The 26,159-nt window shown below is 41.1% G+C and carries 37 protein-coding genes and 1 pseudogene; 7 read left to right on the plus strand and 31 right to left on the minus strand.

All coding sequences use genetic code 11. The features are described from left to right. The 21 genes and pseudogenes from D0T56_RS12280 to D0T56_RS12375 all read right to left on the minus strand — a co-directional run. Positions 1–617, minus strand: a pseudogene (locus D0T56_RS12280) (hypothetical protein); the annotation flags it as partial. Positions 618–643: 26 nt separating this feature from the next. Then, a complete protein-coding gene (locus tag D0T56_RS12285) occupies positions 644–1,471 on the minus strand; it encodes a tail fiber protein (RefSeq protein ID WP_163320454.1) in 828 nt (275 codons plus the stop codon). A 30-nt stretch (positions 1,472–1,501) separates the two neighbouring features. After that, complete coding sequence (locus D0T56_RS12290; protein ID WP_163320455.1) at positions 1,502–1,984, minus strand: hypothetical protein; 483 nt, start codon at positions 1,982–1,984, stop codon at positions 1,502–1,504. After that, positions 1,965–2,807, minus strand: a complete 843-nt coding sequence (locus tag D0T56_RS12295; protein WP_163320456.1) for a hypothetical protein — start codon at positions 2,805–2,807, stop codon at positions 1,965–1,967. The genes D0T56_RS12290 and D0T56_RS12295 overlap by 20 nt, the downstream gene beginning before the upstream one ends. 4 nt (positions 2,808–2,811) lie before the next feature. Beyond that, positions 2,812–3,096, minus strand: coding sequence for a hypothetical protein (locus tag D0T56_RS12300; RefSeq protein WP_163320457.1), 285 nt, complete (start codon positions 3,094–3,096; stop codon positions 2,812–2,814). After that, on the minus strand, positions 3,077–3,406 hold the full coding sequence (locus D0T56_RS12305; protein WP_163320458.1) for a hypothetical protein: 330 nt from the start codon (positions 3,404–3,406) through the stop codon (positions 3,077–3,079). The genes D0T56_RS12300 and D0T56_RS12305 overlap by 20 nt, the downstream gene beginning before the upstream one ends. Then, positions 3,406–3,918, minus strand: coding sequence for a hypothetical protein (locus D0T56_RS12310; protein ID WP_163320459.1), 513 nt, complete (start codon positions 3,916–3,918; stop codon positions 3,406–3,408). Before D0T56_RS12310 ends, D0T56_RS12305 begins: the two co-directional genes overlap by 1 nt. Beyond that, positions 3,915–4,907 carry a hypothetical protein gene (locus tag D0T56_RS12315; RefSeq protein WP_163320460.1) on the minus strand — a complete coding sequence of 331 codons (993 nt, stop codon included), beginning with the start codon at positions 4,905–4,907 and terminating at the stop codon, positions 3,915–3,917. Before D0T56_RS12315 ends, D0T56_RS12310 begins: the two co-directional genes overlap by 4 nt. A 3-nt stretch (positions 4,908–4,910) precedes the next feature. After that, on the minus strand, positions 4,911–5,546 hold the full coding sequence (locus D0T56_RS12320) for a DUF6046 domain-containing protein (RefSeq protein ID WP_163320461.1): 636 nt from the start codon (positions 5,544–5,546) through the stop codon (positions 4,911–4,913). Continuing rightward, positions 5,546–7,348: a tape measure protein gene (locus D0T56_RS12325; RefSeq protein WP_163320462.1), complete on the minus strand. Its 1,803-nt coding sequence runs from the start codon at positions 7,346–7,348 to the stop codon at positions 5,546–5,548. Before D0T56_RS12325 ends, D0T56_RS12320 begins: the two co-directional genes overlap by 1 nt. Positions 7,349–7,351: 3 nt before the next feature. Further along, positions 7,352–7,474 (minus strand): hypothetical protein, encoded by a 123-nt coding sequence (locus D0T56_RS16800; protein ID WP_255491170.1) that lies wholly within the window; start codon positions 7,472–7,474, stop codon positions 7,352–7,354. A gap of 53 nt (positions 7,475–7,527) precedes the next feature. Continuing rightward, positions 7,528–7,908 carry a hypothetical protein gene (locus D0T56_RS12330; RefSeq protein ID WP_163320463.1) on the minus strand — a complete coding sequence of 127 codons (381 nt, stop codon included), beginning with the start codon at positions 7,906–7,908 and terminating at the stop codon, positions 7,528–7,530. 3 nt (positions 7,909–7,911) lie between these two features. Continuing rightward, positions 7,912–8,325 (minus strand): hypothetical protein, encoded by a 414-nt coding sequence (locus D0T56_RS12335; RefSeq protein ID WP_163320464.1) that lies wholly within the window; start codon positions 8,323–8,325, stop codon positions 7,912–7,914. A 44-nt stretch (positions 8,326–8,369) separates the two neighbouring features. After that, positions 8,370–9,527 (minus strand): DUF2586 family protein, encoded by a 1,158-nt coding sequence (locus D0T56_RS12340; protein ID WP_163320465.1) that lies wholly within the window; start codon positions 9,525–9,527, stop codon positions 8,370–8,372. Positions 9,528–9,533: 6 nt separating this feature from the next. Then, a complete protein-coding gene (locus D0T56_RS12345) occupies positions 9,534–10,088 on the minus strand; it encodes a hypothetical protein (protein ID WP_163320466.1) in 555 nt (184 codons plus the stop codon). Between the two features lie 33 nt (positions 10,089–10,121). Continuing rightward, positions 10,122–10,475 (minus strand): hypothetical protein, encoded by a 354-nt coding sequence (locus D0T56_RS12350; protein WP_163320467.1) that lies wholly within the window; start codon positions 10,473–10,475, stop codon positions 10,122–10,124. After that, positions 10,459–10,929: a hypothetical protein gene (locus tag D0T56_RS12355; RefSeq protein WP_163320468.1), complete on the minus strand. Its 471-nt coding sequence runs from the start codon at positions 10,927–10,929 to the stop codon at positions 10,459–10,461. The genes D0T56_RS12350 and D0T56_RS12355 overlap by 17 nt, the downstream gene beginning before the upstream one ends. 52 nt (positions 10,930–10,981) lie before the next feature. Then, positions 10,982–11,419: a lysozyme gene (locus D0T56_RS12360; protein ID WP_163320469.1), complete on the minus strand. Its 438-nt coding sequence runs from the start codon at positions 11,417–11,419 to the stop codon at positions 10,982–10,984. Further along, positions 11,419–11,913: a hypothetical protein gene (locus D0T56_RS12365; RefSeq protein ID WP_163320470.1), complete on the minus strand. Its 495-nt coding sequence runs from the start codon at positions 11,911–11,913 to the stop codon at positions 11,419–11,421. Before D0T56_RS12365 ends, D0T56_RS12360 begins: the two co-directional genes overlap by 1 nt. A gap of 67 nt (positions 11,914–11,980) precedes the next feature. Further along, positions 11,981–13,003, minus strand: coding sequence for a hypothetical protein (locus D0T56_RS12370; protein WP_163320471.1), 1,023 nt, complete (start codon positions 13,001–13,003; stop codon positions 11,981–11,983). A gap of 84 nt (positions 13,004–13,087) precedes the next feature. Continuing rightward, complete coding sequence (locus tag D0T56_RS12375; protein ID WP_163320472.1) at positions 13,088–14,143, minus strand: HK97 family phage prohead protease; 1,056 nt, start codon at positions 14,141–14,143, stop codon at positions 13,088–13,090. 179 nt (positions 14,144–14,322) lie between these two features. Between D0T56_RS12375 and D0T56_RS12380 the strand changes: the two genes are divergently transcribed. From D0T56_RS12380 to D0T56_RS12410, 7 genes are all read left to right on the plus strand, one after another. Then, entirely contained in the window at positions 14,323–14,808 is a 486-nt protein-coding gene (locus D0T56_RS12380; protein ID WP_163320473.1) for a hypothetical protein, read from the plus strand. Further along, positions 14,801–15,043 carry a hypothetical protein gene (locus D0T56_RS12385; protein WP_163320474.1) on the plus strand — a complete coding sequence of 81 codons (243 nt, stop codon included), beginning with the start codon at positions 14,801–14,803 and terminating at the stop codon, positions 15,041–15,043. The genes D0T56_RS12380 and D0T56_RS12385 overlap by 8 nt, the downstream gene beginning before the upstream one ends. Continuing rightward, positions 15,043–16,686, plus strand: a complete 1,644-nt coding sequence (locus D0T56_RS12390; RefSeq protein ID WP_163320475.1) for a hypothetical protein — start codon at positions 15,043–15,045, stop codon at positions 16,684–16,686. The genes D0T56_RS12385 and D0T56_RS12390 overlap by 1 nt, the downstream gene beginning before the upstream one ends. A 74-nt stretch (positions 16,687–16,760) precedes the next feature. Further along, positions 16,761–17,198 carry a phage protein Gp36 family protein gene (locus D0T56_RS12395; protein WP_163320476.1) on the plus strand — a complete coding sequence of 146 codons (438 nt, stop codon included), beginning with the start codon at positions 16,761–16,763 and terminating at the stop codon, positions 17,196–17,198. Positions 17,199–17,206: 8 nt separating this feature from the next. Further along, complete coding sequence (locus D0T56_RS12400; protein ID WP_163320477.1) at positions 17,207–18,490, plus strand: DUF935 family protein; 1,284 nt, start codon at positions 17,207–17,209, stop codon at positions 18,488–18,490. Between the two features lie 83 nt (positions 18,491–18,573). Further along, on the plus strand, positions 18,574–19,863 hold the full coding sequence (locus D0T56_RS12405) for a phage minor head protein (protein WP_163320478.1): 1,290 nt from the start codon (positions 18,574–18,576) through the stop codon (positions 19,861–19,863). A gap of 100 nt (positions 19,864–19,963) precedes the next feature. After that, positions 19,964–20,461 carry a phage virion morphogenesis protein gene (locus D0T56_RS12410; protein ID WP_163320479.1) on the plus strand — a complete coding sequence of 166 codons (498 nt, stop codon included), beginning with the start codon at positions 19,964–19,966 and terminating at the stop codon, positions 20,459–20,461. A 215-nt stretch (positions 20,462–20,676) separates the two neighbouring features. On the opposite strand, the gene D0T56_RS12415 is transcribed toward D0T56_RS12410, so the two are convergent. From D0T56_RS12415 to D0T56_RS12460, 10 genes are all read right to left on the minus strand, one after another. Beyond that, positions 20,677–21,054, minus strand: a complete 378-nt coding sequence (locus tag D0T56_RS12415) for a hypothetical protein (RefSeq protein WP_163320480.1) — start codon at positions 21,052–21,054, stop codon at positions 20,677–20,679. Further along, on the minus strand, positions 21,051–21,437 hold the full coding sequence (locus D0T56_RS12420; RefSeq protein WP_163320481.1) for a hypothetical protein: 387 nt from the start codon (positions 21,435–21,437) through the stop codon (positions 21,051–21,053). The genes D0T56_RS12415 and D0T56_RS12420 overlap by 4 nt, the downstream gene beginning before the upstream one ends. A gap of 2 nt (positions 21,438–21,439) precedes the next feature. Beyond that, positions 21,440–21,625 carry a hypothetical protein gene (locus tag D0T56_RS12425; protein ID WP_163320482.1) on the minus strand — a complete coding sequence of 62 codons (186 nt, stop codon included), beginning with the start codon at positions 21,623–21,625 and terminating at the stop codon, positions 21,440–21,442. Positions 21,626–21,636: 11 nt separating this feature from the next. Then, positions 21,637–21,837 (minus strand): hypothetical protein, encoded by a 201-nt coding sequence (locus D0T56_RS12430; RefSeq protein ID WP_163320483.1) that lies wholly within the window; start codon positions 21,835–21,837, stop codon positions 21,637–21,639. After that, the gene (locus D0T56_RS12435) at positions 21,834–22,043 is read right to left on the minus strand and encodes a hypothetical protein (RefSeq protein ID WP_163320484.1); all 210 of its coding nucleotides are present in this window, start codon (positions 22,041–22,043) and stop codon (positions 21,834–21,836) included. The genes D0T56_RS12430 and D0T56_RS12435 overlap by 4 nt, the downstream gene beginning before the upstream one ends. Further along, entirely contained in the window at positions 22,043–22,672 is a 630-nt protein-coding gene (locus D0T56_RS12440) for a hypothetical protein (protein ID WP_163320485.1), read from the minus strand. Before D0T56_RS12440 ends, D0T56_RS12435 begins: the two co-directional genes overlap by 1 nt. Positions 22,673–22,691: 19 nt before the next feature. Beyond that, complete coding sequence (locus D0T56_RS12445) at positions 22,692–22,943, minus strand: hypothetical protein (protein ID WP_163320486.1); 252 nt, start codon at positions 22,941–22,943, stop codon at positions 22,692–22,694. Between the two features lie 12 nt (positions 22,944–22,955). Next, positions 22,956–23,207, minus strand: coding sequence for a hypothetical protein (locus D0T56_RS12450; protein WP_163320487.1), 252 nt, complete (start codon positions 23,205–23,207; stop codon positions 22,956–22,958). Next, complete coding sequence (locus D0T56_RS12455; protein WP_163320488.1) at positions 23,204–24,172, minus strand: AAA family ATPase; 969 nt, start codon at positions 24,170–24,172, stop codon at positions 23,204–23,206. The genes D0T56_RS12450 and D0T56_RS12455 overlap by 4 nt, the downstream gene beginning before the upstream one ends. Before the next feature lie 18 nt (positions 24,173–24,190). Beyond that, on the minus strand, positions 24,191–26,159 hold a 1,969-nt coding region (locus tag D0T56_RS12460; protein WP_163320489.1), incomplete at its 5' end, for a transposase family protein.

Here is a 26,159-nt window from a genome sequence, read left to right on the forward strand (position 1 = left end):
TGTAATATTTTATAATGTTGCGAACTCATAAGTCCATTATTGGCAGGTGATGCCATCTGGATATCCATACCACTAGGCGTGGCGAAATAACTCCATGCAGACCACACGCCTGCCTTGTTTTCCCGACGACGTATACCATCATTATCTAACATGACCTGAATAGTATACAATCTGAATGTGCCGCCCTCGCCGTTGTTTTCTTCCAAATAAAGTCCGACCATAACAAACATGTGATAATCGCCCTCTACGTTATACGCTCCTTTACTTTCAACGCCAGTCAGATTGTCAATGTCTGCATATCTTACATAGGTTGCATGTACCAACTTGTTAGACATGTGATTGTCAACCGTAACCATATCCTTTAACAGATCATCCACCACGCTAGCCGATGCTTTCTCATTCAGGTAGCGTTTAACATCCTCCACGTTATCAATGGGTATAGTTTCAGACTTGTGAAAATACGAGTCCAACCACGCCGAGAATTGTTCTTCCGTAGGGTATGCACCCTTTCTGAACCAATATTTTAATACATCTTTTGCAGTCATAACAAGAAAAAAAATTAAGAATGATGAATGATGAATTAAGAATGTTGTTCGTCGCTTTGCGCAATTTTTCATTCTTAATTTTTAGTTCTTCATTTATATTATAGTTTCATTATATAAGCTAATACGTAGTAAGACGGGCGAATATCTATTGCCTTACCCTTACCGATGGGATTGGTCAGCATCCACGAGTTGTCGCTGTCAGACGACCCGCTTCCTCGCTGCCTGTCATCACTGTAACCCTCAGCCCACCCCCACGGCGGTGTATGCGCTTTCTTTGACTCGCCCCACGGAACAATGAATTGATGTTCAGGTAGCTGATCTTCTGTCAATATGATTGTCTTGCTACCGCCCGATTTGCCAATGACGTTGTAATCGGCATCCGTGGTGCTATACCCTGCAATGAATCGCCCTTGCAAGTTGGGCGTGCCATTCAATCCGTTGCACAACGCCCACCCATCCGGAATGGCATCGACCGAACCTGACCACATGGTAATGATGCCCGATGGCAATCCTTTCAGCGCGTTGACTTGCGTCTGCAAGTTGTCGATAGCCGATTTCAATGCAGCGTTAGTTTCCACCCGTTTAAAGTCAGTCCAGTTGTATTGCTGATTACCTAGTCCGAATGACACCGAACGTGAAATATATGCTTGTGGAAATTGATAGCCTGACGCCGTCACATCACGCCGTACCTCATTGATATACACGGTTGAGTTTCGTGTGCCGCCCTCGAATGGCAACACCTCGCCATTGATAACCACATATCCGGCTGATACCGACGAGCCCACCGTTTCACACCCCGAAAGTATGTAAGTATCGCCGCCCAACTGAGCCAGATTCGCACTTTGCATTATCATCGCCTGTAAAAATGACATCGTTTCGATAGATAACGGGAATTGGTCTTGTCCTGTGAAATTTATACTATTCATAATTCTTAATACTTGTAACTTGTAACTCGTCTACTCGTAACTAAAGCGTAGCGCATACCTTTTGCTCGCTAACTTATAATATCGCAATAACGACTTCATACGCGCCCGCTCGTCGTCGTTCAGATTCAACGATGCAGGAATATGTACCACGAAGTCTATACCATCCGCTCCGATAAATCGCTCCGATTGCAACATATAATTGCCGAGCATAACGGGTCTGTCTGTTTTTTCTTTCCATATAAATTGATTCCATTCGTCAATTTCGGCGTCGGTGATGTATATACGGCGTTCGATGAAGTCAAAATTGTCATTCAACATTGCTATCAAATGGCATACCTGACCGTTTATTCTCAATTTGTAGGCACTATCTTCTCGCAACTCCATGAATGAGCGGTATAGGCTTGCTATTGGGGCGATTGCTGCGTCGAGAAAAGCCAGAACCAACGGTCTACGCAACAACGGCGGCAAAAGAAGCCTGACAAACCGACGATAATCAATCTTGTAATAATTCATAAGGAATCATGTTTATTGTGATATCCGTATCGTTGTATGCCCGAAAATATCCGGCATCAGGAACACGCTTTGTGTTGATCAGAGAAAAATCGTAATCGGCATGTACGGGTTTCGAATACGCCGCTTTCAATTCAGGTATAACCACGCCGTCGATAGCTTGTAAGGCATCTGTGAGAGCCATATTCGAATATTCGCCATTGAATGACAGATTCTCAATGTAACCGACAATAGCCTCACGCACGGCATTGCGCACGTTGTCAACCATCAGCATGGCATTGTAGTGAATATCGACCTCACACTTGAATTTATCGGGCGATTGGTTGATCAATTCGATGCGCACGCCTGCGTATCTCACCCAATTGATATAGGCTTTGACTTGAACTTCGGTTGCATCGTCCAGTTTATCACGCAGGGCGTCGCCACCCGCTATCTTAATCTGCAACTTGCTACTGTCTTGCGCTTCAACCACGGCGCAATATTTCACTACCCGCGCCGCCTCGTCTATCACGGCGTAAGTGTCGCTGTCTTCGGGCAAAAGGTAGTCTTTTTGAAATGCTAGCACTTTGTTCCTGTACCATTTTGCACGCCCCGGCTTCAAGTTGCTGATCGTATCGGTTACCTCGTTTTTGTGAAGATCGAAAAGCGTCTCAAGCGTCCACACGCAAGCGGCAACGCAATAGAACAATACGCTTTCGATCGAGGCGGTCGAAAATTGTTGCTCAAAGGTTTTGGTTTCGTCTAGTCCGTATAACAGTTTGACGGATTCGAAACTCATAAACCTATCGGTAATCTCTTTCTTTATCTCTGCGATTGTGCGTGCCATAACGTTAATTTACAACAAAGTCTATTTCAATACCCATTGCTCCGATACCGCCCGTAACGCCGTCGGTAATATCCGTTGCGGGGGTGAGGCGTCTGGTAGCGTAGTAGTTCACGATCTGGGAGGCAACAACCGCCGCCGTGGCAATGGTAGTGCCGACGACCAGACTTTCGGTAATGCTCAGGTTGTTCTTAATTGCCAGATCAAACACCGCCTCTATCGAACCGCCAGTTTGTATGGCTAGGTCGATGAGGGATTGATTATCTTTTATTTTAGCTATCATAACCTCCAACTATTATAATTTTACCATTTTCATTAAATCCACATCTGCGAACGTTTTGTCCATCATTGCGAAGATTAATACGAATACTGCGAAATAAATCCGAAACGTCATCATCGTCCAAATAAGAAGCAACTCCGACGCCTTGTACGGGGTTTTCTTTAATATCGCCCGGTTCAGAAATTAATATTGTCTTCTGATTTTGCCCGGTAACATCTCCTACACGTAACCCCTTTATTATTTTACCTTCAAAATCCCTTTCGACCTGAATATTCAAGTCGCCATCATCACCCAATAATATGCCAATGCTTTTGTTTGCCATCAATGTTTGATTTTGTCGTTTTCTATGTTCGAAAAATTCTCTTTATCGGTAATCGTATTCAATCCGGAGACAATGGTTTGTTGTAAAGCAGTACCTCCATCCTGGACGCCCGGTTTCCCGTTTTTAATGGCTGATATAATGCCATCGACACGGGCGGTTAGCTTGTCCAGCTGAGTTTTCAATTCCGGTGTAATGGTTAACCCGCCATTTTTACCGCCATCAAAAACAATACTTTCTACATCGGAATACATCGCTATATAAAGTTCATCAGATTCACCGATCCGGTTGACGATAACTGTTGATTCATTTGTAGGAGTTATCAATATGCCTGAATTTTCAATGCCTTCAATCAAAGCCGCCCTTTTTCGCACTTCTGGATATTGAGTACCGGACATATCTGTGACATCTACATAATCCTTATCAGGACGGTTGTTTGTGACAGTAGCGATAAAACATTTATCTTCACCCGCTCCCAGTCTTCTAATTGATTCAATTATATCTGTATCTGTCATAATTTTATCCTAAATTCAACCGTACGCCTGTAACCTTTCAGTCCGGCTTCCAGTTTTGTTTTTGTGATGTAATATGATCCTGCACGCTCCGAGTATTTCGGATCGGATAGTTCCGCTTTCATACCCGGCTTTGCAAATGGTTGCAAAAACGTGGTTATTTTACCTTCGTATCCGGAATACTTATATTTTTGGATATCTTGTTTTGCCAGTTTTTCCAGTTCTTGTTTGCTTCCGACATTGTAATAAAATAATGTGCGCTGGCTTCCTTCCGGATCACCCACCTGAACTTCTACTTTCGTGTTGTTCGGTTTAATCCACACAGCCTTCACTTTCAGCCTGACATCATCGGCATTTCGATACTTCAGTTCATCATCTTTAATGGTATTCCAACCCAGTTTATATTTTACCGTACCCAAATCCAAGGTATAAGCTAACCCGGCATACAACATCTTATCTGTGAAGAATATCGTTAAACCGTATTTTTCTTTAACCATCTGTAAGGCTTCTAACCGGGTTGTATTTGCTTTAATAATAAACTTCGTGAACTTGATATCCGGAATTTTATCACTCAGGGTTATTTCAGAACCTTTACACAAATAATTAAGTACTTCCTTCAGAGTTGTACTTGACCATGTTTTTGCTTCGCACGGACTTCGCAAAACAAATTCGTATCCTTCGCATTCAATTTCTAGCGGGGATTTATAGTTGATCCGGTAAATGAAACCTTCAAACTCAGAAATCAATTCGCTGTTGTATCCCAGAAAAACCTTTATCTTATCGCCCCGTGCGAATTGTTGCGATGTCTGAACGCTTTCAGCTCTATCCGTTGCTTTATATTCAAGACGGGCGGATGTCGGTATCTTTATTTTGCATGACGAATTGATTTTATCCATATCCCGCTCAATGACAATAGAATTGAAAGAATTGAAAGAGATTTTCTTTCCATCCTTCCTGATTATCTGAATATAAGCATTGGCTTTGACGTACATAATCTATTCTATTGTTAAGGAAAAAGGAATATCGCTTACCAGACTCATTTCAAATGCCTGTATATTCTTCATTCCTTTGATCTCTGGAAACCGCAATGATTTAATGACAACCCGTTCGTCTTCTTTTAGAATAAGCGATGTCCGGGCATTCTCTATACCTAGCGATGTGCTTTGTTCGTACAACTCGTTTAGCTGAAAAACTTCCCAATCCGGATAATCCATATCAGTGGAAACAATCAGACCTTTAATGTCTATAATCCAGTCTTCAACCGCCATTTCTTCTTTCACTGTACCTTTCCGGTTCACCAGTGGCGTTTCCACAATTGTTTTTTTGCTATACATGGTCGATACCGTATTTTGTAGCAAAAATTTGCTGTTATCCGGCTTTATCAACCAGATAGGCAAAAACATCCGGTTACAGTTATTGTTTTCGGCATAGAAAGAAACGCTTTGTATATTCCGTTCCCGTTCAACCATAGGTTTGTCAAACTCGTATTCGCCCGATTCTTCATTTTTGCCAAACAAAGCATCTTCTACCTTATTCTGAAGCGAAAACAGGAATGGCGGGGCTGCATAGCCCCAAACCTGACGGAATATGTCACCCAGATCGTGTTCGTTAAACTGATATTTTTCTGCCATCACTCAAATGCTATACGGTTACCACTATTCAATATCCGTGACAATGCCTGTTTTACTAATTCTTCCATATTCTCAATACCTTCAGATGCTGTTAATGCTTGAATCGTTAGCGATCCTATCAATTCTTTCTGCAAATTGATGGTTATATTGGTTGGTTTACTTCCTGATCCGGCTATACCCTTTGCTGTTGCATCAGGACTGAACGAACCTCCACCTAGACCGTTAACCGTTCCTGTCCCCGGCATTGGAATATTAAATGGAGTAAGACCCTGCCCGAATTGAGGTGCGTTTTTTGCCTTATGAGCCGCAACGCCATTTGCATAGCCCTGCGAGAATGTTTCACTTAGTTTTGAACCATTTTCATACGCCGAACGGAACATTCCGGTTGTAGCATCTGTATACCCTTTCGATGCTTGCTTTGCCCCTTCTACTACACCGTCCCAATCAGCAGAAAAAACAGATTGAATAACCTTTCCAAGTCCGGCAAATGTTTCAACCAAACCATTAACCACACTCATTACACTGTCTTTGATGAACTTAATAAATAGCTTGAAACTATCCCATACGCCATAAACAATACCTCTGAATGTTGCGAATTGATTATAACAATATATAATCCCGGCTGCCAATGCTGCTATAACTGTTATCACCACACCAATCGGATTAAGCATCATTGTTCTATTAAGTATGGCTTGTGCAATTGTCCACAATTTAATTACCCCGATAATAATTTTATAAGCCGCTACGGCTCCTAAAACAACCCCGGTTAATTGCATGATCATGTCAATGTTGCGCCCGATCCAGTCGACCAACGGAATAAGAAACTGAATTAATTGGTTCGCATAAGGCAATAACCGAGTACCCAACTCTGTTGCGGTCTGTTTCAATGATCCGGTTAAAGCATTGAATTGTCCGGCTGTAGTTTTACCCATTCGTTCTGCCATGCCAAAAAATCGACCACCTTCACTTGTTGCATGTTTAAGGGCTGCATCTACCATTTCAATTGAGATTTTACCCTTTTCCATTTCAGATTTTAAGACATCCATGCTTTTGCCTGTCATCTTTTCCAACTCATAAAGGACGTTAAATCCAGCACCAGCCATTTGTTTCCAATCTTGCGTTTGCAATTTTCTCAAATCTGCTATTTGTGTATAAACCAACGCGAGAGAATTTAACTTCTGCGCGTCACCCATTGCAATATCACCAAACATTTTTATATTCGGCAATATTTTTTCTGCTGACGTTCCAAAACCAAGCATCAATTTGGCACTTTCAATCAATCCGGCATTATCATAAATAGGGTTCGCTATTGAATAATTTCTAATACTGTCTAGCATAATCTTTGCTTGCTGAGCATTGCCCAATAACACTTCAAATGCAACGCTCGATTGTTCCAGTTCAGCCGCCCATTTCAAAGCACTTTTAGCCCCTTTGAATAATCCTACGGTGGCAATCAATCCGGCAAATTTATTTTGTAGTGACCCGGCTGCGGTTTCACCTTCACGAATCCGGTCGATAAAACTTCTTGGAGGTAAATTGTTCAGGCGTTGCATTTCTTCCTGAAGCCTTCTGATCTGGGTATTATAGCGACCAATCACCGCCGGATCAAAAGCCCTGTCACGGCGTTGTTGCAAATAATTCATGGCATTGGATAGACGTTCGATAGAACGCTGATTACCACGCTGCATATTATTGAGATTGTTGATGTTGCGGGTTGTATTTTGAGCCGCCCGGCTGGCACGCTCAAAAATGGGAGATAACATATCCCTAGCCCTTAACATATATTCAACAATACTCGCCATTACTTACCTTTTACCTTTGTTTTGTTCTTTAGCTTCCAAATCCCGGACATAATTCAATTGAGCAACTTTATCAGACCATTCCTGATCTGTCAAGTGCGAGACATCGTAACCTAAATAATATTCCAATTGAGTGGTTAAGATTCCAACCCAATTTATTTTTACGTTGTCTGACGCCTCGCTTAGAAGTTTTTTATTTCAGCCTCCTTTATCTCTATCAGTTCGCCTGCTTTCATGCAAGCAGCGGTGTATAAATCCACATTGTTGCGGATTTCTTCCGAACCGCCCAACCAACACTGAGTAATAACGGCTTCGCCTTGCTTCATCATTTTACCCATGTTCATAGACATCTCCATCTTGCTTTTGTCCGTTTCGTCCTTATCCATCGACATGGAATAAGACATCTGCGAAAGGGCATAACTAACTGTTTTGCGATCCGGTTTTTTTACATAACAGATATGCCCGTCGACGATGATACCGTGAATGGTCTGGTTGGAAGTTCCCTTCCATTTCTGTATTTGTTCCTGATCGACTTCTCCGATCAATTTGATTTCTTTACTCATAATTTAGTACGGTGATGTGGTGTTATACTTAATTTTCTTAACGAAGATGGGTGTTGTCACCTCCATGAATGTTGCGCCTTGTTCCATTGCTTTTTCAATTTCCGTGAAGCGGCAATCTTCCATTACATCAGTTACGATTTTTCCAACGCCATTTTCAGGAATGAAAGAATGTACGATAGTAAATGGTGGAATTTTGAACGGATCACCGCCCCCGGCTGATATGATCGCCTCTATTTCGGCTTGAAGTGCTGTCATTTCGGCACTGTATTCACGGTTGCCGACACCAACGTCTACCACCTCGTCACCTTCAGCGTAGATGGGTTCTGTTACCCGTGATGCTTTGTACTTGAATCCACGAATCCCGGTAACGAACCGACCACCCATGAAGCACCTGTATTCTGACCAACTATATGCCATAATTTTTTTTTTGAATGAAAAATTAAAAATGAAGAATGAAAATATTACTCATTCTTGAATCCCAAAACCACACGAATATTGGTTAAATAACCTTTTGGTGTGATGTCCAGATAAATAACCTGATCGTTTCCGGATAAGATGTCGATAGAAGTGTCAACCGTTGCCGTGAACTTGGATATCTCGCCGCTCATTGCATTGTTCACCTGTTTTTCTATCTTCTCTTTCAAATCAGCAGCAACAGCCCGATGAATAGTTCCGTCCGAGTTGGTTTCAACATCATCGTCCAATTCATCCACATACGTGTTATAGGCTATTTTAGTAGCTTTATCAATGGTGCGAATCCGGGCGATAGTATTCAGGTCGTCTGTTTGCGAAGTGGCTGTGAAGTCGCCATTAAAGAAATACCCGGATTTGTTCGGGAACTGGCGTAAAATAACAAAACGCTTGTCATGGATCGTGTCCAGATCTTCCCGCCCTTTCACTGCTTTGCCATCGCTCAGGTAAGCCACATCAATAGGCAATGCACCGTTTTTTACACGGGATATTTTACGCTGAACGGGCAAAGCTGCAATTTGTCCGAGCATCAAGCCAACAGAAGCCGATCCGTCCGTGCTGGTTGAAAATAATGGAACCGAACACCTGTATCTGTCTTCTTCGTAAAGACTTCGCAATTGACTTGCATTCCCTGTAAATTTCCGTCCCTCGATCAGGGCAACGAAAGGCATAATCTTTTTCTGATATTCATTCGCCAATACCTGAACCGATGTCATAGCCTTGTAAACTTCGTTATCCAAGCCATCCAGTGTTGTACCTGAATCGGCTTTAGCAGTAAGCCCCAACGCTACAATTTCACCTTTCGCCTCGTTCAGCAATACTTTAGCCGGACATACACCGGCATCCGGGTTCACCAGATCAGAAAGTTTAGATGTTGCCTGAGCTGCAAGTACCCAAAGTTTTTTGCCTGTTCCGGCAACGGAATAAAATTCTGATATATGCCTGTAAGCAGCACTATTCACGCCATCAGGATCAATGCCTATCGCTTTTGCTCCGTCAGTGCTATAAATATCGTAGGGTTTGTTCAACTCTAATTTACCATTGACAGCCGTACCCGGAACAATAATCCCGCAAGTGTTGTCATTGGTTTCGACAACCAACCCCAAACCGTTGCGGATAAGTTCTATATAAACATTAGGTAATGCCATTCTCTATTATTTTTTTATGATACGTGTATAGTGTTCAGGTTTCACACCCTGTTTTTGAGCATTTTCTTCAGCGTATTGTGCTTTTGAAAACCAATATCCTGTTTCAGGACACCGCCAGATTTCTTTCAGGTCGTTTTTTTCCATCATTTCCAATGCAGTATCTTCATGATCCGGATCAAGATCGAACTCGTCGTCATCGTATTCTGGTGCATACAACTCCGTATCAACAGACTTTGCTTTCTCCAAAGCCACATCAATACTATCTTTGCTGTCCTGTGGAATTTTACCGTCTCTCATCAACTGGTTAAACTCCGTAATTTCTTCACGAGCCTGATCGTGTGTCAGGTGATTGGGATCGTTTTCTTCAGGTTGCGAATCGGATAGTAATGTTTTCAGTACGCTTTCTTTATTTTCCGTTTCGATTTTGTCTGTTTCTAATACACTTTTTTCTACTTCAGATGCTTTTTCTTCCAAAATATCTTCTACCGGATTTTCTGTTATCTGTGGTTTGGCTTCAGGTACTATTGCTTCCTGAACAACCTCTGTTTTAGTTTTTGCCATTTATTTATGAGTTACGAGTAAACAAGTTACGAGTTACGAGAACCGTTTTACCCAATATTTTTTAATTCGTTTATAAATGATTATTATAGCTGCTATGACTATACACACCCGGAAACCATATATTTGAAACCACTGCCAACCGGACAATTTATTCACTTCGGTTATTGTATGTTCGTTCAATGTGGTTTTAAATGCCGTGCTATCGGACTGATAGCGATGCACCTCTTTGTTCAATTTTTCGATGACAAACCAAAGGCTGTCACAATTGGCAGTGAATTCAATTTCATTATTATTATTTTTCTTCAATGTCCCGGTTGCATTTCCCTCATTCGACTGGTATATTGCTCCTATGGGTAAGGCTGCAATATCATCAAGACTCAGAGTCATTCTCGTTGTCGATTGGGGCAATGTTGTCACCTTCGCTGTTTTCTCTATCAGTTGAATCTCTCGGTCTGTTTGTCGATGGCTTTCTGCGTGTTCTTTTTCCGTTATTATTTTCGAACTTCTGCAACTCGCTGCGGACAGGACAAACATCATAGAAGCGACAACTATGTGCTTTTTTAAAGGCATATTCAAAATTTTTAATCGTATTCTTTAGTTTTTGTATCTCACCTTCCATCTGAGCCATGCGCTCAGCCTGATCGTTATGCAATTTTTTATAGAGGTCTAACCATGAGTTCTGATTCTCAATTTCTTTTGAAACATTGCTGTGTTCAAGGCTTTTCAATTCGGCTTGCAATTTGTTCTTATCAGCATTGGCACGCCATCCGAAATAGCCTAACACAATGGTTACGATTGGGAGAATAACACTCTGTACGACCTCTATAAAATTTGTTTCCATTTTCATTCAGTTACGAGTTACAAGTAAACAGGTTACGAGTAATTCTTTTTTTTCATTTAAAGTACAAGTCTGCTTCCTCTTTGCGCCTGCGTGTTAGTCCGGGCAATGCTGTTAGCACACCCTTGACTTTTGCTTTATTCCATTTGGCAAACTCGTTCCGGATCGTAGGATCATTCGGATTTGCTTTTGCTTTCTTCAGAAGCGTTGAACTTTTAAAATTCCCTGATCCGACATTGAAGGTGAATGACACCAGTGCGTCAAATTGATTCTGGTTCAATTTCAAATTTTGTGAGCTCACGGCTTTTTCCGAATCTTCCAAATCTTCTTTCAAGTATTCTATTGCTTCTTTTTCCGTGATTCTGTCTCCTTGTTTCACCCCTTTAGTGTGCCCGTAACCGATTGTCCATACGCCTGCCGGACACTTGTAAGCCGTCAGAACTAAACCCTCGTGGCTACGAATAAAATCGACACCGCTATTACTTGTTTTCATCAGAATTTATATTTTGAGTTTATATCCGGATCGGGTTTAGATACCGTTTGATTACTCATCATCTTGTGACTGTCTATTGTCGTTGAAAAATCGACACGGAATATGATATACCTTTCGCCGTATTGGGGCTTATATTCGGTCTGACGAACCAAAGGAGTCATTCCCGGAACACAAAAACCTTCGAAAGTCTGAAATACATCATCCATGTGATCCAACAGTTCTATCGTTTCGTTCTCCAATTCAGCACCGTCAAAGCTATCCGTCACAATATCCATATACAGGTAAATGCCTATTGTTGCTTCTCCCTTTTGGTGATGCTCCAACAAATCGCTAAAACGTATATCGCTAATTTCGATGAACAATGCAGGCAACGGAATAGGATAATTTTGCCGTGGATTATGCATCTGTTTTTTCTGCAAATCCCGAAACTTCAGGTAGGGCATTCCTTTTATTGCCTGATCCCGTAATGGTTTGTATATTTTGCTTCTTTTCATGCTTTCTTTAAGAATCCCGGGACGCTATGGCACGCCCCGGAATGAACATATGGAGAGAAAATTAAACTTATGCTTTGTCTTGATAGATCAGAGCCGAATAACGTTGTCCTTTCATCTGGTGATCGGCTTTGAATCGGTGTTGGAAACCAAACACATCAGCACGACCTTCCGGATTTTGAGCTTTATTCTTCATGAACATATCGAACGATCCGCCTGCCTTGAATGTCATTTCCGATATAAACAAGAATCCTGCGGGAACAATATCCCCGGTGATTATAGTATCTTGAGGGGCTTTTGCTTTACTTATCAAGTCATAACCAATATTGAGGTCTTGTACCGACTTATGTATTTTGAAACCGTAATATTCCACAACCAACGGAACAATAATTCCGTTTAGGGGCATACGTTCCAGTTGACCTTTCAATATGCTGTTGTTGTTGACCAAATCCCACCACATATCAGCAGGCAATACCAGATTTCTACCATCAGAAGGAAACTGAGCGTTATCACAAGCACGAGCCAATGTTACAACATCATCAAGCTGCATCATCTTATAAATACCTCGTGTCGATCCGGTTGTTGGAATGACAATACATTTTCTTGTCTCTCTATCCGGCGAAAAAGCATAGGCAGCATCAGCTATTTCTTGCTTAACAATAGAGTCGGATGATTTTTTTGTGTAATACTGAAGTTTAGGAAAAGGAAGTCCATACATATAAATACTACGTAGCTTATAGTTCTGACTATCATAGACATCCAGTGATACCTTGTTTGTATCTTCTTCCGGTTCAACGCTGTCAATATCAGTTGTCCGGTTTTTATATACCGCCGGAGCTTCACCACCTTCTGGGAATACCAGTGTTTGACCGTCTTCAACAAATGCGCTTAAATCTTGTACTTCATTAAGCCAAGTGTCAATAGCTTCATATTCCTCTTTTAACGACGTCAGGAATGTGATTTTCTGAGTATCCAACACAACTGGTGGTGCTGCCAATGCCATACCCGCCGCCGCTACCGGACTACCCAGTATCACGATAACACAAACAACAAGGAATGTCAAGATTGATAAAATTTTAAATTTTGGTTTCATATTCAATTTTTGAATTACTATTAATACTTTTTATTTGCTTCGTAAAGCCGTTCGCAGGCTTCGTAAGCGATTTTGTTTTGTTTATTACCCGATTGTTCCGTCGGGGTTTGCAGTTGCCGAAAAATCGGCTGCAAGTTTCTGGTACTTTTCCGGTTCGTCTTTCTCCATTGCCGATAACGCCTGAGGATCATTTTTGTAATAATCGTAGTACGTCCATCCGGCACGGGCATCGTTCCCGTTTGCAGAATTGTTATTTTGTCCGTTACTCAATCCTTGTACGAATGTTTGCACATCGTTTTTTCCGGCTTTACTTTCAAGTAATTTTTTTACTCCTTCATAATCTGTCAGAGCCGAAAGTTTATACACTGCTTTTTCCTGATTGGAGATTGCGCCCCGGTCGAAATGAAGTTTCACAAGGGCATCAGCTAAAGTCTCGGCACTATTCTCCGATTTGTCCGGATCAGGACGGGCTTCAAGCATTGATTTTACATCAGCGTAATTGTTCAACGCCAGTTTTTTCAATGTTGGTACTTCTCCATCAGCCACAACGCCTCGGTTCTTATGGATATCGACCAACGTGTCGGCTGATAATTGTCGCTGAGCGTCCAGTTCCTGTCGCAATTGCTCAACTGTTTTTTCTTCTTTTGACATTTCTAAATTTTTAGTTAAAAGATTAAGTTTATACTCTTTACCTTCTGGTGTGGATAGTTTTACGGCGTTTTTTTGCCCCGGAACAGTTACAAGGCTGATCTCTAACATTTCACTTTTCACGAGTGTAGAATATTTTTGTCCGGGCAACAACATATCTTGTTCGTCGCTTTCTTCAAGCGGTAATACGTGAAGGCTCACAGCATTCATATAGCCGTCTTTATACTTCCAATACAACTTCACAGCATCTTCGTCATTCCTGTCAAACTCAACAGTTCCTTTAAGTTCCTGACCTTCCACACGCAGTTTTTTCCACTTACCAACCGGAATCATGTGAGTGACATGCTGCACGCAGCATACAGGGTTTAATACAAAGCCTGTCAAATCAATACCCGCTACCAGTAAACGCCAACCGTAACGGTTCACAGACTCATCTGTAATCGTAAAATCAATTTCTAATACTTCTGGAAGTTCTCTTTTGTTTTCAGCCATTTTGCACTCGATTTTTTGACAAAGTAAAACGACAAAAAACGCTTATTCAAATCGGATTTTAATGATTAATAAAATTCTATTAATCATTAATAATCAGCTATTAATGATTAAAAACGGAGTTGGGTGCACGCCATTTATATACGAATTTTGAAATCAATATGATCTATAAATGAGAGCAAATGGCACAGTGGACAAAGGCAGAACGAGAACGGAAAATTGAGCATGCAAAACAACTCTATTGTAAGGGATTCGACTTTGAGACAATAGCGGATATTATGGGCGATGTGAAGCCTGTCACTATTGAGCGATGGGCAAAAGACTTCGATTTTGAGAAAAGCAAGCGAAGCCAGTTGATTGCCTTATCAGAAATAAGGAATTCAATACTTGAAAGTTATGCGGACATGTTGGACGGAAAGAAACCGAAAGTAACGCCCGATGCAGCCGCCAAATATGCAACTGCTTTCGAGAAATTTTCTTCGAAAAAACAAGTGCTAACCTACATGTACGAAGCATACGAAATGCTTTGCGAAGAATTGATGACGGACATACAGAAGGCTGAAAGCCGGAAACAAAAAGAAGATATACTGGATGTACTAAAATATATCCGGGGTTTGATGGAAAAAGTATTAACCAAATTAACTAATGAAGTTTTAGGCAATGAATGAAACAAAACAATCGAAATGGAATAGACTGAAAGAGATATTCCACGTATGGAGGCTGAAACGCAAAGCGGACAAGCTAGCACGGGAAACAGAAGATCAACATTTTGTTGTCAAATGGCAGGGTGAGGTAAGAATAATCAGTAAAAAAGGCTTTAAGCAAATGAAACGCAGGGGCATTTTCGGATTAAGTTTCACAGCAACGGAACTCAAAAAACATGCCTTGTATTATACAAAGTAATGACAAAAAGTGAATATAAAGATTTACTTGAGCGTTTCAGGGAGCGAACCCATTTCATTAACAAATCCACCATAGAGACTATAAAGGAAGAAACGCCGGAAGAACAAGAAACCCGTATCAAGTGGCTTTTTGAACCGGATAATTATGGCGAAATGTTTAATTATTATTTCGGCAAAGGAACGCCCGTGCCAATGGCAGACAGCGATTGTGCTTGGTATCACAAGGCTATCTATAAGGATTTGTATTACGAATCATACATCTCATTGTTTAATATCATATTCAGGGGCGGTGCAAAATCCACGCACGGCAATATGGGATATCCATTTGCCCTAAAGCAATCGGATATAGCAAAATTCTTTCTGACAGTCGGACAAAACGAGGTGCGTGCTGCGATGTTATTGCAAGACCTTCAGGTGCAATTCGAAGCCAACAACCGGATCATTAAAGATTTTGGTGTACAAAAAAGCTATGGTAGTTGGGCGGACGGGCAATTTGAAACAACCGACCGTTGCACATTTATGGCGTTGGGGATAGATCAGCCGTTCAGGGGTTTGCGACTAAATGGTGTGCGCTTGGAATATGTCTCTATTGATGACATCGAAGATCGTAAACGGTCGATGAACAAAAGGTTAGTTGATGAATATGTGAGTAAGGTAACCGGGGATATACAGGGGGCGTTTTCGAAGCGTTCGGAACGTTCTATCATCAACAATAATTATTTCGTCGAAAAAGGCTTCATTGAAACATTAGCCAATAAGAAAGGTATTGATCTTCGCCAGATAGATACAAAACAAAATCTGATCCGGAAAGAGAAATTTTCTTCGCTATACCTTGTCAACCTGACTGATAAGCATTACGACCAGATAAACGACAAAAATACGGACGAATGGAATCCATCGTGGGCAGAAAGATATACACACGAAGATTGTTTGCGCAAAAAAGAGCAATACGAACACGATAAGGAAACTTTAAGCGGCGAGTTCTACAACACGCCGATCAATGTAGGTAAGCGGATCAAGAAACACATGATCCGGATGGTGAAGCCGAAAACATTCGATAAATATATGGTGATTGTCGGTAACTGGGACTTTGCTTATTCAGATGCAGCCTGTTACAAAGCTATGGCGGTATTGGGTGTTAACGGTATGCACATGACATGCCTTGATATTTTTTGCCGTCAAACAGCAGACATTGACACGGCACTTGAATATCACTATACTCAGGCTAAAAAAATTGTGAAGACGAACGGCTCGGTGATGTTTTTCTACGATGGCAGTGTTTCACAGGAAGCGATCTACGAACCAGTATTGTACCGTGCTGCGATAAAGCATAAATCGTGGTGTATCCCGATGGCTCAGAAAAGCACGTCGGACAAATACACGAAGATCGACACAACACTTGTAAGCGTACTGATTACCGGGATATTGGACTTTAGCGAAGATTTGTTGCAAAACCCTGACTGGGAAGAGGCGAAAGCGCAAATGCTCAATTTTGAGAAAGGCGGGAAATATCCGGTCGATTTTCCCGACGCCCTGACTGATGCGATATTGAAAGCTCAGGACTATTTGAATGACGATGCCGATGATAGTGAAACTAGCGGCAACACGCCAATAATTGTAAAAAAACAAAGAGGAGGATATTAATACGGTTACAAGTAGACGAGTTACGAGTTACAAGTATTTTTCATTCTTCATTTTTCATCCTTAATTTAATTTTTATGGCATTTCTGACAAAAGAAGAATTGAAAACGGTTGCAGACATTGCAATAGTCAATAAGATAACGGACTTAGATGATTCTATTGTAGTTGACATTATTGACGAAAGCATAGACAAAATGAAAAGCTATCTGAGTAGGTATTACGATGTTGAATCAATATTCTCAGCAGAAGGTAATGAGCGTAAAAAATCAATCGTGAAACGGCTGAAAGACATCGTGATTTATGAGATATATGAACGCCATACCCGTGAACCGAATGCCGTTGCAGCACGCCGTTACGCTGAAGCAATGGACTGGTTGGAGAAAATAAACACCGGGGAACTGGGAGACGGAACATTGCCGCCAAAGCCGGAGGATTCGGGTGATGATGATAGTAGTACCGGAACAACAGGTGATACCCGCTTTGGCAGTGGAACAAAATACGGATCAATATATTAAGACTGAGCATGAAGACTAGAAGATATATACCCAATACAAATAAAAAAACTTTAGTAAAGAAAAATGCTTTGAGCGCACCGGATCAGGGCAAAGGTAAGCGGTTCGGGAAACGTCCGCCGTTGAACACGCAACATCACAGCACCAACAAGTACGAAATAGATTATTTCCATTTGTACGAATCATTGTACCGAAAAGAAGTAACTGATTGGCAACAGGCTCGAATTGCCCGGTATGATCCGTTCCGTCCGATAACTATGCCAATACAGCAACTATACAAGGATGCGATGTTGGATAACCATTTACAGGGGGCTATTGAAAATCGTATTCTGAGAGTTGTTAACAAAGAATTCGTACTAAAGGATGCTAACGATCAGGTAGACCTGAAGCGTTCAAAATACATACAAACACGATGGTTCAGGCAGATGGTTCGCCGGGCGATGGAAAGTATCTTCTATGGCTACAGTATGTGTTTTATAGACGATTTTTCGTCCGGGGATATTCGTAAAATAAAAGACATTCCCCGTGAAAACATTATTCCGGAATATGGTTTGCTGCTGAAAGAGGCTCATAACATTCAAGGAGAATCAATTGATTATACACAGTTCCCGAACTTTCTAATATACATACAATTGCGTCCTGATGCTGTTGGCATTTTGGAGCGGATTACTCCCATGACGATATACAAACGCCATTCGTGGGCTTCATGGGATGAGTTTGAGCAAATATTTGGCGTGCCTATCCGTATTGCCCGAACAATGATAAACACGGAGAAGCATAAGAATGAGCTTCAAAGTTGGTTAGAAACGATGGGAACTGCCAGTTATGCGATTTTCGACAAACAGGTTGACATTGAAGTAAAGGAAAATCAAAAATCCGATTCGTTCAATGTATTCATGCAAAAAATTAGCATGATAAACAAAGAGATATCGAAAGGCGTGGTCGGGCAAACAATGACTATGGATGATGGCAGTTCGCAATCTCAGGCTGAGGTACATCAACAAACATATCAGGAAATAACGGACGCCGATATTATGGAGGTTCAGGATTGGGCATCCGACGACTTCCTTCCTGTGATGCGTGCTTTAGGATATGATATTCCAGAAGGTTATTATATTGAAGCACGGGAAAAGACTGTAATAAAGCCAAAGGACAAAATTAAAATCGATGGTGAATTGCTGCGTTCGGGCGTGAGACTGACAAAAAAATATATTGAAGACACTTACGATGTCGAGATTGAAGAAATGCCTGAAGACGGGAATACTGATAGCGAGTCGTTGAGTTTTTTCGATTAAGCCCCCAAACGCCGGGGGCTGATCCGATCCACAAACAGATAAATAAACTCTATTATCATTCGGGATGTTGTGTAAATCATGGCTTGCACACATACAAATTGGATGCTAGCGACTCTATTCCCGATGATAAGTTCAATAGGTTGTTGAACAAAGCCCTGAATAACATCTATAAAAAACGGGGCGGTGTGGGTGAGATTGATCCGACATTGTTCGAACTGAATAACCGTCCTTTACAGAATGCCATTGACAGGACTTTTTCGGCGATGGGTGTTGAATTCGGTAAACGGAATGAGGATTTTATAAACCAGTTCAAATACAACACTTCTGTTTTTGCGGCGTTCAAATCGCACAAGGAAGCCGACGAACTGATAAAACTTACTATTGACGAAAAAGGCGACCTTAGATCGTTTCACGAATTTGAAAAACTGGCAAAACCTATTGTCGGAGATTATAACCGCCGATGGTTGAAGACTGAGCACGAAATGACGGTTCGTTCGGCTCGTATGGCTGCTAACTGGAAAAAATTCGAGGAAAGGAAACATATATTTCCCAACCTTGAATTTATGAAAAGCCGGGCGAAAAATAAACGGGAAACACATTTGGAATGGGTCGGTACTATTTTGCCGATGGATCACCCGTGGTGGGATACACATACGCCTCCCATTGATTGGGGTTGCGAGTGTTGGATCAGGCAAACACGTGAAGCAGTTACAACAGCACCTGAAGGCAACGACAACGATATCCCTGAAACATTCCGTAATAATCCGGGCAAAACAGCCGAACCAATCGCTATTGATAAACATCCATACGTAACAGGGGCAAATATTAGCAAGCATCAGGTTGAAGATTGGCTCTCTAAGAACCTAACCGAAAATATAGGTTATACACGTCAGGATGGTATAGGAAAAGACAACGGATATTTAGATATTCATGCTTTGGCTGATCGGACAATAACAAATAGAACTATTGGTGAATTATTAGCTAATACAGGGCACAAAGTGCGCCTGTTGCCGGATATTCCTGCTAACCAAAGCGAACTTCGCAAACTATTTATACCTGATGGCGTGAAACCCAATAAGAACCCCGATGCCATGATCGGCGGACGGATATTTGAGTTTAAAACACTGGAAAAGAATACCTACAATGCTGTTAGCAAGGAGTTAAAATATGCCGGAGATCAAGCAGATTTTGTATTGATTAATATTAAGGGTTCTATGGACGACCAGATTATAAACCGAGCTATCCGTGGTCGGATAAAGTTAAAAAAGAATATCCAAGAGGTATGGGTTGTAAAAGATGGATACGTGCGAAAGTATGACAGGAACTACATTCTGGGTGATCAATTCGGTAGAAAGTCAAAAACCTTGCGATAACTCACAAGGCTTTTGAGGTGGCAGGAGTTCGCTACTGCGACCAACTACCGATACAAATATACGCTTTTTCTGCTAATTATAAAACTTTTACGTAAAAATTATGACTGACGAACAATTCATTAAGCTATTGCAACAGAATGCTGCCGAGATCAGGGATTTTATAGATAATACGTTTCCGTATCTGGCAGGGGATATAGCAGTGAACCATTTTAAAGAAAACTTTGAAAAAGAAGGTTTTGTAGACAACGGTTTGCATCCGTGGGATGATGTCGTTCGTCGTGATTCGGCTAGTCCGTGGTATGGCTTTGAACCAACTAACAAAAATCGGTATTCACCAACACGTGCAACTGATCCTATCCTGAAAAACACCAATGAACTGGCTGATGCTACTGATTACGAAGTACGTTCGCCCGGTGAAGTGGTTATTGTAAATGATAAGCCCTACGCTCAGATTCACAACGAAGGAGGTCAGGCGTATATATTCGGAAAGACTCCTTTCACAATGAAGAAACGCCAGTTTATTGGGGATTCGGCTGAATTGGACGAAAAAGAAATTAATATGCTCACTGACGAACTGGACAAGATTATAAAACCATAAAAAAACCGAGTTAAATCTAACTCGGTTTTTGGGGGGGTGGACTACTTTTCAATTATATTTTTTTGTTATCTTCTCTATCGTATTGTACTGATCCGTCACAGTCTTTAATAAGTCAAACACGAATCTTAATAGTAAATAGATTGATATAGACAATATTACTAACACGATGATTAATACGATAATTATTTCTTTCATAAGTTATTATTTTTAGTGGACTACTTTTTAATTACATTATTCTCAAACAAATCTGGTATTTTTTCCTGATCTTCCCACGCTAAAAGTAGGTAAGATAGTTGCTGGGTATTCCAATCAATCTGAGGTTTGTTTTTATACATTTTCTTTATAACATCCTTAGTCTCACGGGCTGAATATCCGGTATCGATCCGTGCGATCCATTCATTGATATGATCGAGTCGGATATGCTTTATATCAACAACTTTCGCTTTTCCTTTCGGATAACCTTGCAATAATACTTCGAATCGTGCACCTTTATAGTACTTTGCATCGTTGCGAAGCCTCAAAGTTGTAAAACAACGGTTGCGAAGCTTATTATTCCAGTTATACCCAAAATCCAATTTATCAATCTTGCTCATTGCTCCAATATCCTTTTTATCTCACTATCTACACTCTCAATTAACCCATCATAAGATATAGTATTTTTACGGCTATTTAAATCTTCTAACATTTCCATCAATTCTTTTCGTTTTTGTAGTGATACGTTTGCTTCTACTTTCGGCATATCTGCTTCCCATTCAACTGTAACTTTTGCCCGGACACGGCACGACCCTAAACACTTGGGACAAAGAACGAACTTTCCAACAGTATAATATTCCGGATCATGTTCGTTATACCTCTTACCTCCCATACCATGACAAACAGGGCACGGATATGACTTGGTTGTTAGTATTTCTTTCTGTGAAAAAGAATATCCATTGTCCGGAACTTTAATTTCTACTATTTCTTTTATTTGGCTCATAATCATAATATTTTAATAAATTGTCTTGGAATAACTATACGATTAAGGTTGCTGTCAATAATGAAAGCGTCTTTCGTATTATGGCTCTCTACATGCACCAAATCACCTTTTAACAGGCAATTGATGCCTATTTCGTTCAGATCGCACCAACGGGCGACTATTTCGGCTTTGAGTGTACATGTTTGCATGATACTGAATTTTAATCTTCAACTGCGTTTTTAGCTTTCAAAAGCATATTCAAGGAACGATCTCTTTGTGCTTTAGATGGGTATTCTTCAAACTTTTTCCAACTATCCGGATTACTTTTCGATTTGAATTTTATGATCGGTTTAACGGAATCTTCTTTCCTGTAAATAACCCAACCTGCAACACATAATTTACTTTGATCTCTGGCATTCATAGGGCATTTTCCTCCTCTGTTTCTTGTTTATCAAATCTATAAATAACATTTTTTCCGTCTTCTCTTGATCTTGCTGAACAATCTATATTTGAAATTCTAGAACAATCGAAGGTTAAATCATAAAAAGCACATCCATCACAATCTCCGTTGGGTGATTCTTCCAAAATAACGGGAATAATAACATTTTCTTTACCTATAATTTTCATTATCTAAATAGTTCTAATTGTTGTTTATTAGCTGTTTGCGGTACAAATAATTGGCGTTCTGTTGGTTTATCCAAGTATCTGCTAATAGTATGAACCCTGCCATCCTTGAAGTACATTTTCACGTCCGATGCGTGGATCAGGTCTTTACCACTGGCGGGACTCCCTTTGGATGATCCGAAATCGACCATCATCACCGACAATTGACGCTTCGCAAAACGTTCACGAAGTTCTTTCAACTGGTCGATGGTGAAGTTCATGTACTTCACAGAGTCGATAATGACAAGCCTGTAATAGTTTTTTTCGATGTAATGACACATCCGGTCGAAAGGTAAACCGTTCGCAATATAAAGTTTGGAGGCGTCAATATTGAAGTTATTGACACGATCTTGAATAGTTTGGTTTACTTTTTCTTCGTGAGAATTGTACAAAACCTTTCCGAAATTTTTTGCGAAGTAATTTGCAAATTTCAAGGTGAAAACGGATTTTCCCGATCCGCTTTCACCGTAATTGATACTGATAAATTTCTTTTCCGGCTTTCCCATCAGCGAAGCATATTCCTCGCTTAATTCTAAGGTCTGGAATTTCTTCTCCCTGATTGCTTTAATACTGAAAATTTCTCTTTTTGCCATATGTTTTTTTAGTTACGAGTTACAAGTATTCGTCATTTTCAAATAGATTTAGCTGTTTTGCTTGTGGCGGTGCATGCTCTTTATAGTTCCCGTAGCCTTTGATAATCTGATAGATCGTGTTAGCACTGACTCCCCATTTCAGGATGATCTTTTCTTCAATCACTTCGTACCGGTATCCGGCGTTGTAGTATTTTGCGAAGTATTTGCGAATGTCATCGTTCCGGTTTAGTTTGCCCTGCCTGACACGAGGATCAATGATCTTCTTAGGCATACGCTTTTTTGTTTAATAATTATCTTTCCACTTACTTACTATTGATATCCTCTGAGAGAGTTCGGCTTCTGTCATGTCTTTAATCTCTTTGCCCCAATGTTTCAGGCAATATTCAGTCACCTTTTTGAAGTTCACGCCATACCTGTTGTTTGCCCTGAAAAATGTATATTTACTGTCCCTGAAGGCAAACCATAGACGCCAATGCATACGGCGCATAGATTCTTCATGTAGCTGTCTGGCTCTATCTTCTGTGATGTGCATCATAGCAATTCAAATTCTTCGGGTGTTATTTGCGATAGGTTGATACCCATTCTTTCAGCCCTTTTAATGGCTTTGTCGGCATCTTCGTAAGACCACCAACGGCTACATGCCAATGCAATAACTTTATTGTTTGTGATGCCTTTAGCATTGCAGAATAATGTAATATCCTCCGTACTCAGGTTGTCTACACGGAACACCTTTATCCGGCGTGCAAACGTAGTATACTGATTGCTATCCTCTTTAGTTGGATACCAACGGTAAACGTTTCCGCTAGGTGTGGAGTATGTACGGCATTCAAGTCCGGATATTTTCCCGATCTTTTTCATCACATCGGTGATCCCGACAATAACGATACTCAGTAAGCCTTCAGTAGCGGTTTGCAGATTCTTAAATTCTTTGTAGAATGAGTTCTTCGCAACTTCGCTTTCATCAATCACGACTTGTGGGTTCTGGTCTGCTTTTTCTTCAATCACAAGGATGATCTTGTCAAGTAGGTAGGACGTAGAAAAACGCTTTCGGTTTTTATCCAACTTGATACCCATTTCAGTAGCCAAACGAAACAGGAAGCGGTTCCAAGTCATTTCTTTGCGGTCGATCTTGATATACCAACAGCACTCGTTTTCTTCTGCGAATTTCCGAAATACAACGCTCTTACCCATCCCGGTATTACCGACAACCAAGCGCATATCACTGGCTTGTTTCCCTGATTTGGCAATATTCCAAATCTTGTTTAATTGGCGTGTAGTTACCAGATCATCTTCTCCAAGGTAATCCTTCAGGCTGTCATAAGTAACGTTTAAAAGCTTAGGAGTAAATAATTTTTTATCGTTTAATAAATCAGAAATAGTTCCTTCTGAGCGTCCAGTCATACGTGCGATTTCAGAAGCTTTCAGGCTTTTCTTTTCCATCAGCATTTTAAGTTTGTCTCTTAAATTTGCTTGTTTGTCGGTAATTTTAATTTCTGCCATAGTTATAGTTGTTTAAGTTTAATTTGTCTCTATTTTGAATATTTCCCCTGTGTCCGGATCAACATATTCTTTGTACTTCTTTTCTTCCAACACCGGGATGTCGCCTGCTTTGGCGTCCATTTCCTCCTGAAGCAATGCACTTTTATCGTAGCGACCTGTATATCTCTTTGCAGCATCAGTAAAACCCTCATATTTACGGCGTTTACCTGTTAGCGGCTCATTAACAAGGTTTTCAATGTATTCACTGTCAGGATGCGTACTAATGAAGTGGTCTATTTCTTCATTGATTTCTTTCGCAGTACGACCCACTCGGTATTGAAGGGCTGTATAGTTACCCAGAAGGTCTTTTTCGTCCTTAGTTTCGGCTATGTAAGCCGTACGCTTTTTCTTTGTCCATATTCCCAGATAACGCCCGTCGTGGTCGAATACCGGGGCGGGATCACCGCCGTTTAGTATATAAATCTTCAATCTATTAGCAGTCTCCGCCTGAAGGGGTATATTGGTGAATATCCTATCTGCAATGGCACGTTGTTCGCTTGTGTCGATCGGTGGGAAATACGTGTATGGTTGTGTCTTGTGCTGCAAGTCCAAACCGTTGATAGTTAGCTTTACTTCGTGCATTGTTCCGCACATTTCGCATAGCTGAACATAGTTTAATTGAGGCACATAGCTTGTTTTCTCGTCCCATAGTTCATAAGGAGTCTTTTTACACGGTTTGCCTTCTAATGTCTCAATGATCCGCTCGTTCCAAAGTTTCATTCCTTCGTTTTTTATCCATTCCATTGCAATGGACGAACTGCGAGCGTTCTTCTTGCCTTCAGTTTCACGTTTGTCAGATGGTTTGGAGTTCAAGCCCAACGCCGTACGGTTCTGACCGCTATAACCTTTCAGGAAGCGTGTAATATCATTGTCGAACATGTTGAACAAACTCTCAATGGTTTTCGCACGGGCATTACCTGTGATGGAGGGGTACAATTTAATGCCGTTGTCTTCGCACCATGTTTGCAGCTCCGTCCACGCCGGACCACGGTCGCACTGAATGATAGCGGGTTTGTATCCGGTTTCCATGATAGCTGATAAGATGGCATCTTTTACGGCGTAGAAAGGCTCTTTCACCCCGATCAGCGACGATGCACCCAGTAAGCGAAGCGTAGCCACATCCGCAACCTTGATTGTATATACATGCTGTCTGACAGTTCCTTTATTCTCAACATTTTCATTGTGAGCCGTTCCGTCAATTACCCATACATGGTTTTTCATTTCAGGAAGTTCACGGGATATGCTTGGAATAGCTTCAGCACGATGTGTTATTGCGTCTGTTTTGGCTAATTTCAGAGGATTCTTAAGCGGTTTCAATATCTGATACAGGCGTCCTTCTGTTGGAGGGTTGAAGTTTCCGTGTTCGTCACGCCACCATCCGTTTCGTTCACCCATGTGTAGCCATTTCTTGTAAACATTGGCGACGCTCATATTCATGCCTTCTTTGTAGAATTTAGCGGCAATTAGCTTTTGTTCACGGGTTATCTTTCCGGCGTTACTGTTGCTTTTTCGCTTGATCTGAATTATATCTTCAGGTTTGTATCCCGATCTCAGTTGTCTTAATACATCATCAAACCATTTATTGAAGCGGGTTTCCGAACGAGGTATCTTCACTTCCAGTTCTATACTGCTTATCGCTGTCAGAAGGTTCATCCTGAAACTTCGCATAAGCACTTCACAACGCTTCGCATCTGGTTCGCTAGTCGCAATCCGCTCCGAAAAATCGTATATCCATTGCACAAGTGCGCATTGTTTAGAATATCCTTTCACACTTTCAGAATGAAGCCCGGCATCCAAATAAGCCCATGTATATACGGTATAATGACTGTTGATATATGTTTCGATACCTGAACGGATAAACGGTTCGTTTATCTGTAACGATTCAGCAGTGAATTCTATTGCCGTGGGCACACAGTCCAAACCCTGAGAACTCATATCGTGTAACAGG

The organism is Dysgonomonas sp. 520, from assembly GCF_010501095.1.
In the GTDB taxonomy this organism is placed as follows: domain Bacteria; phylum Bacteroidota; class Bacteroidia; order Bacteroidales; family Dysgonomonadaceae; genus QVMP01.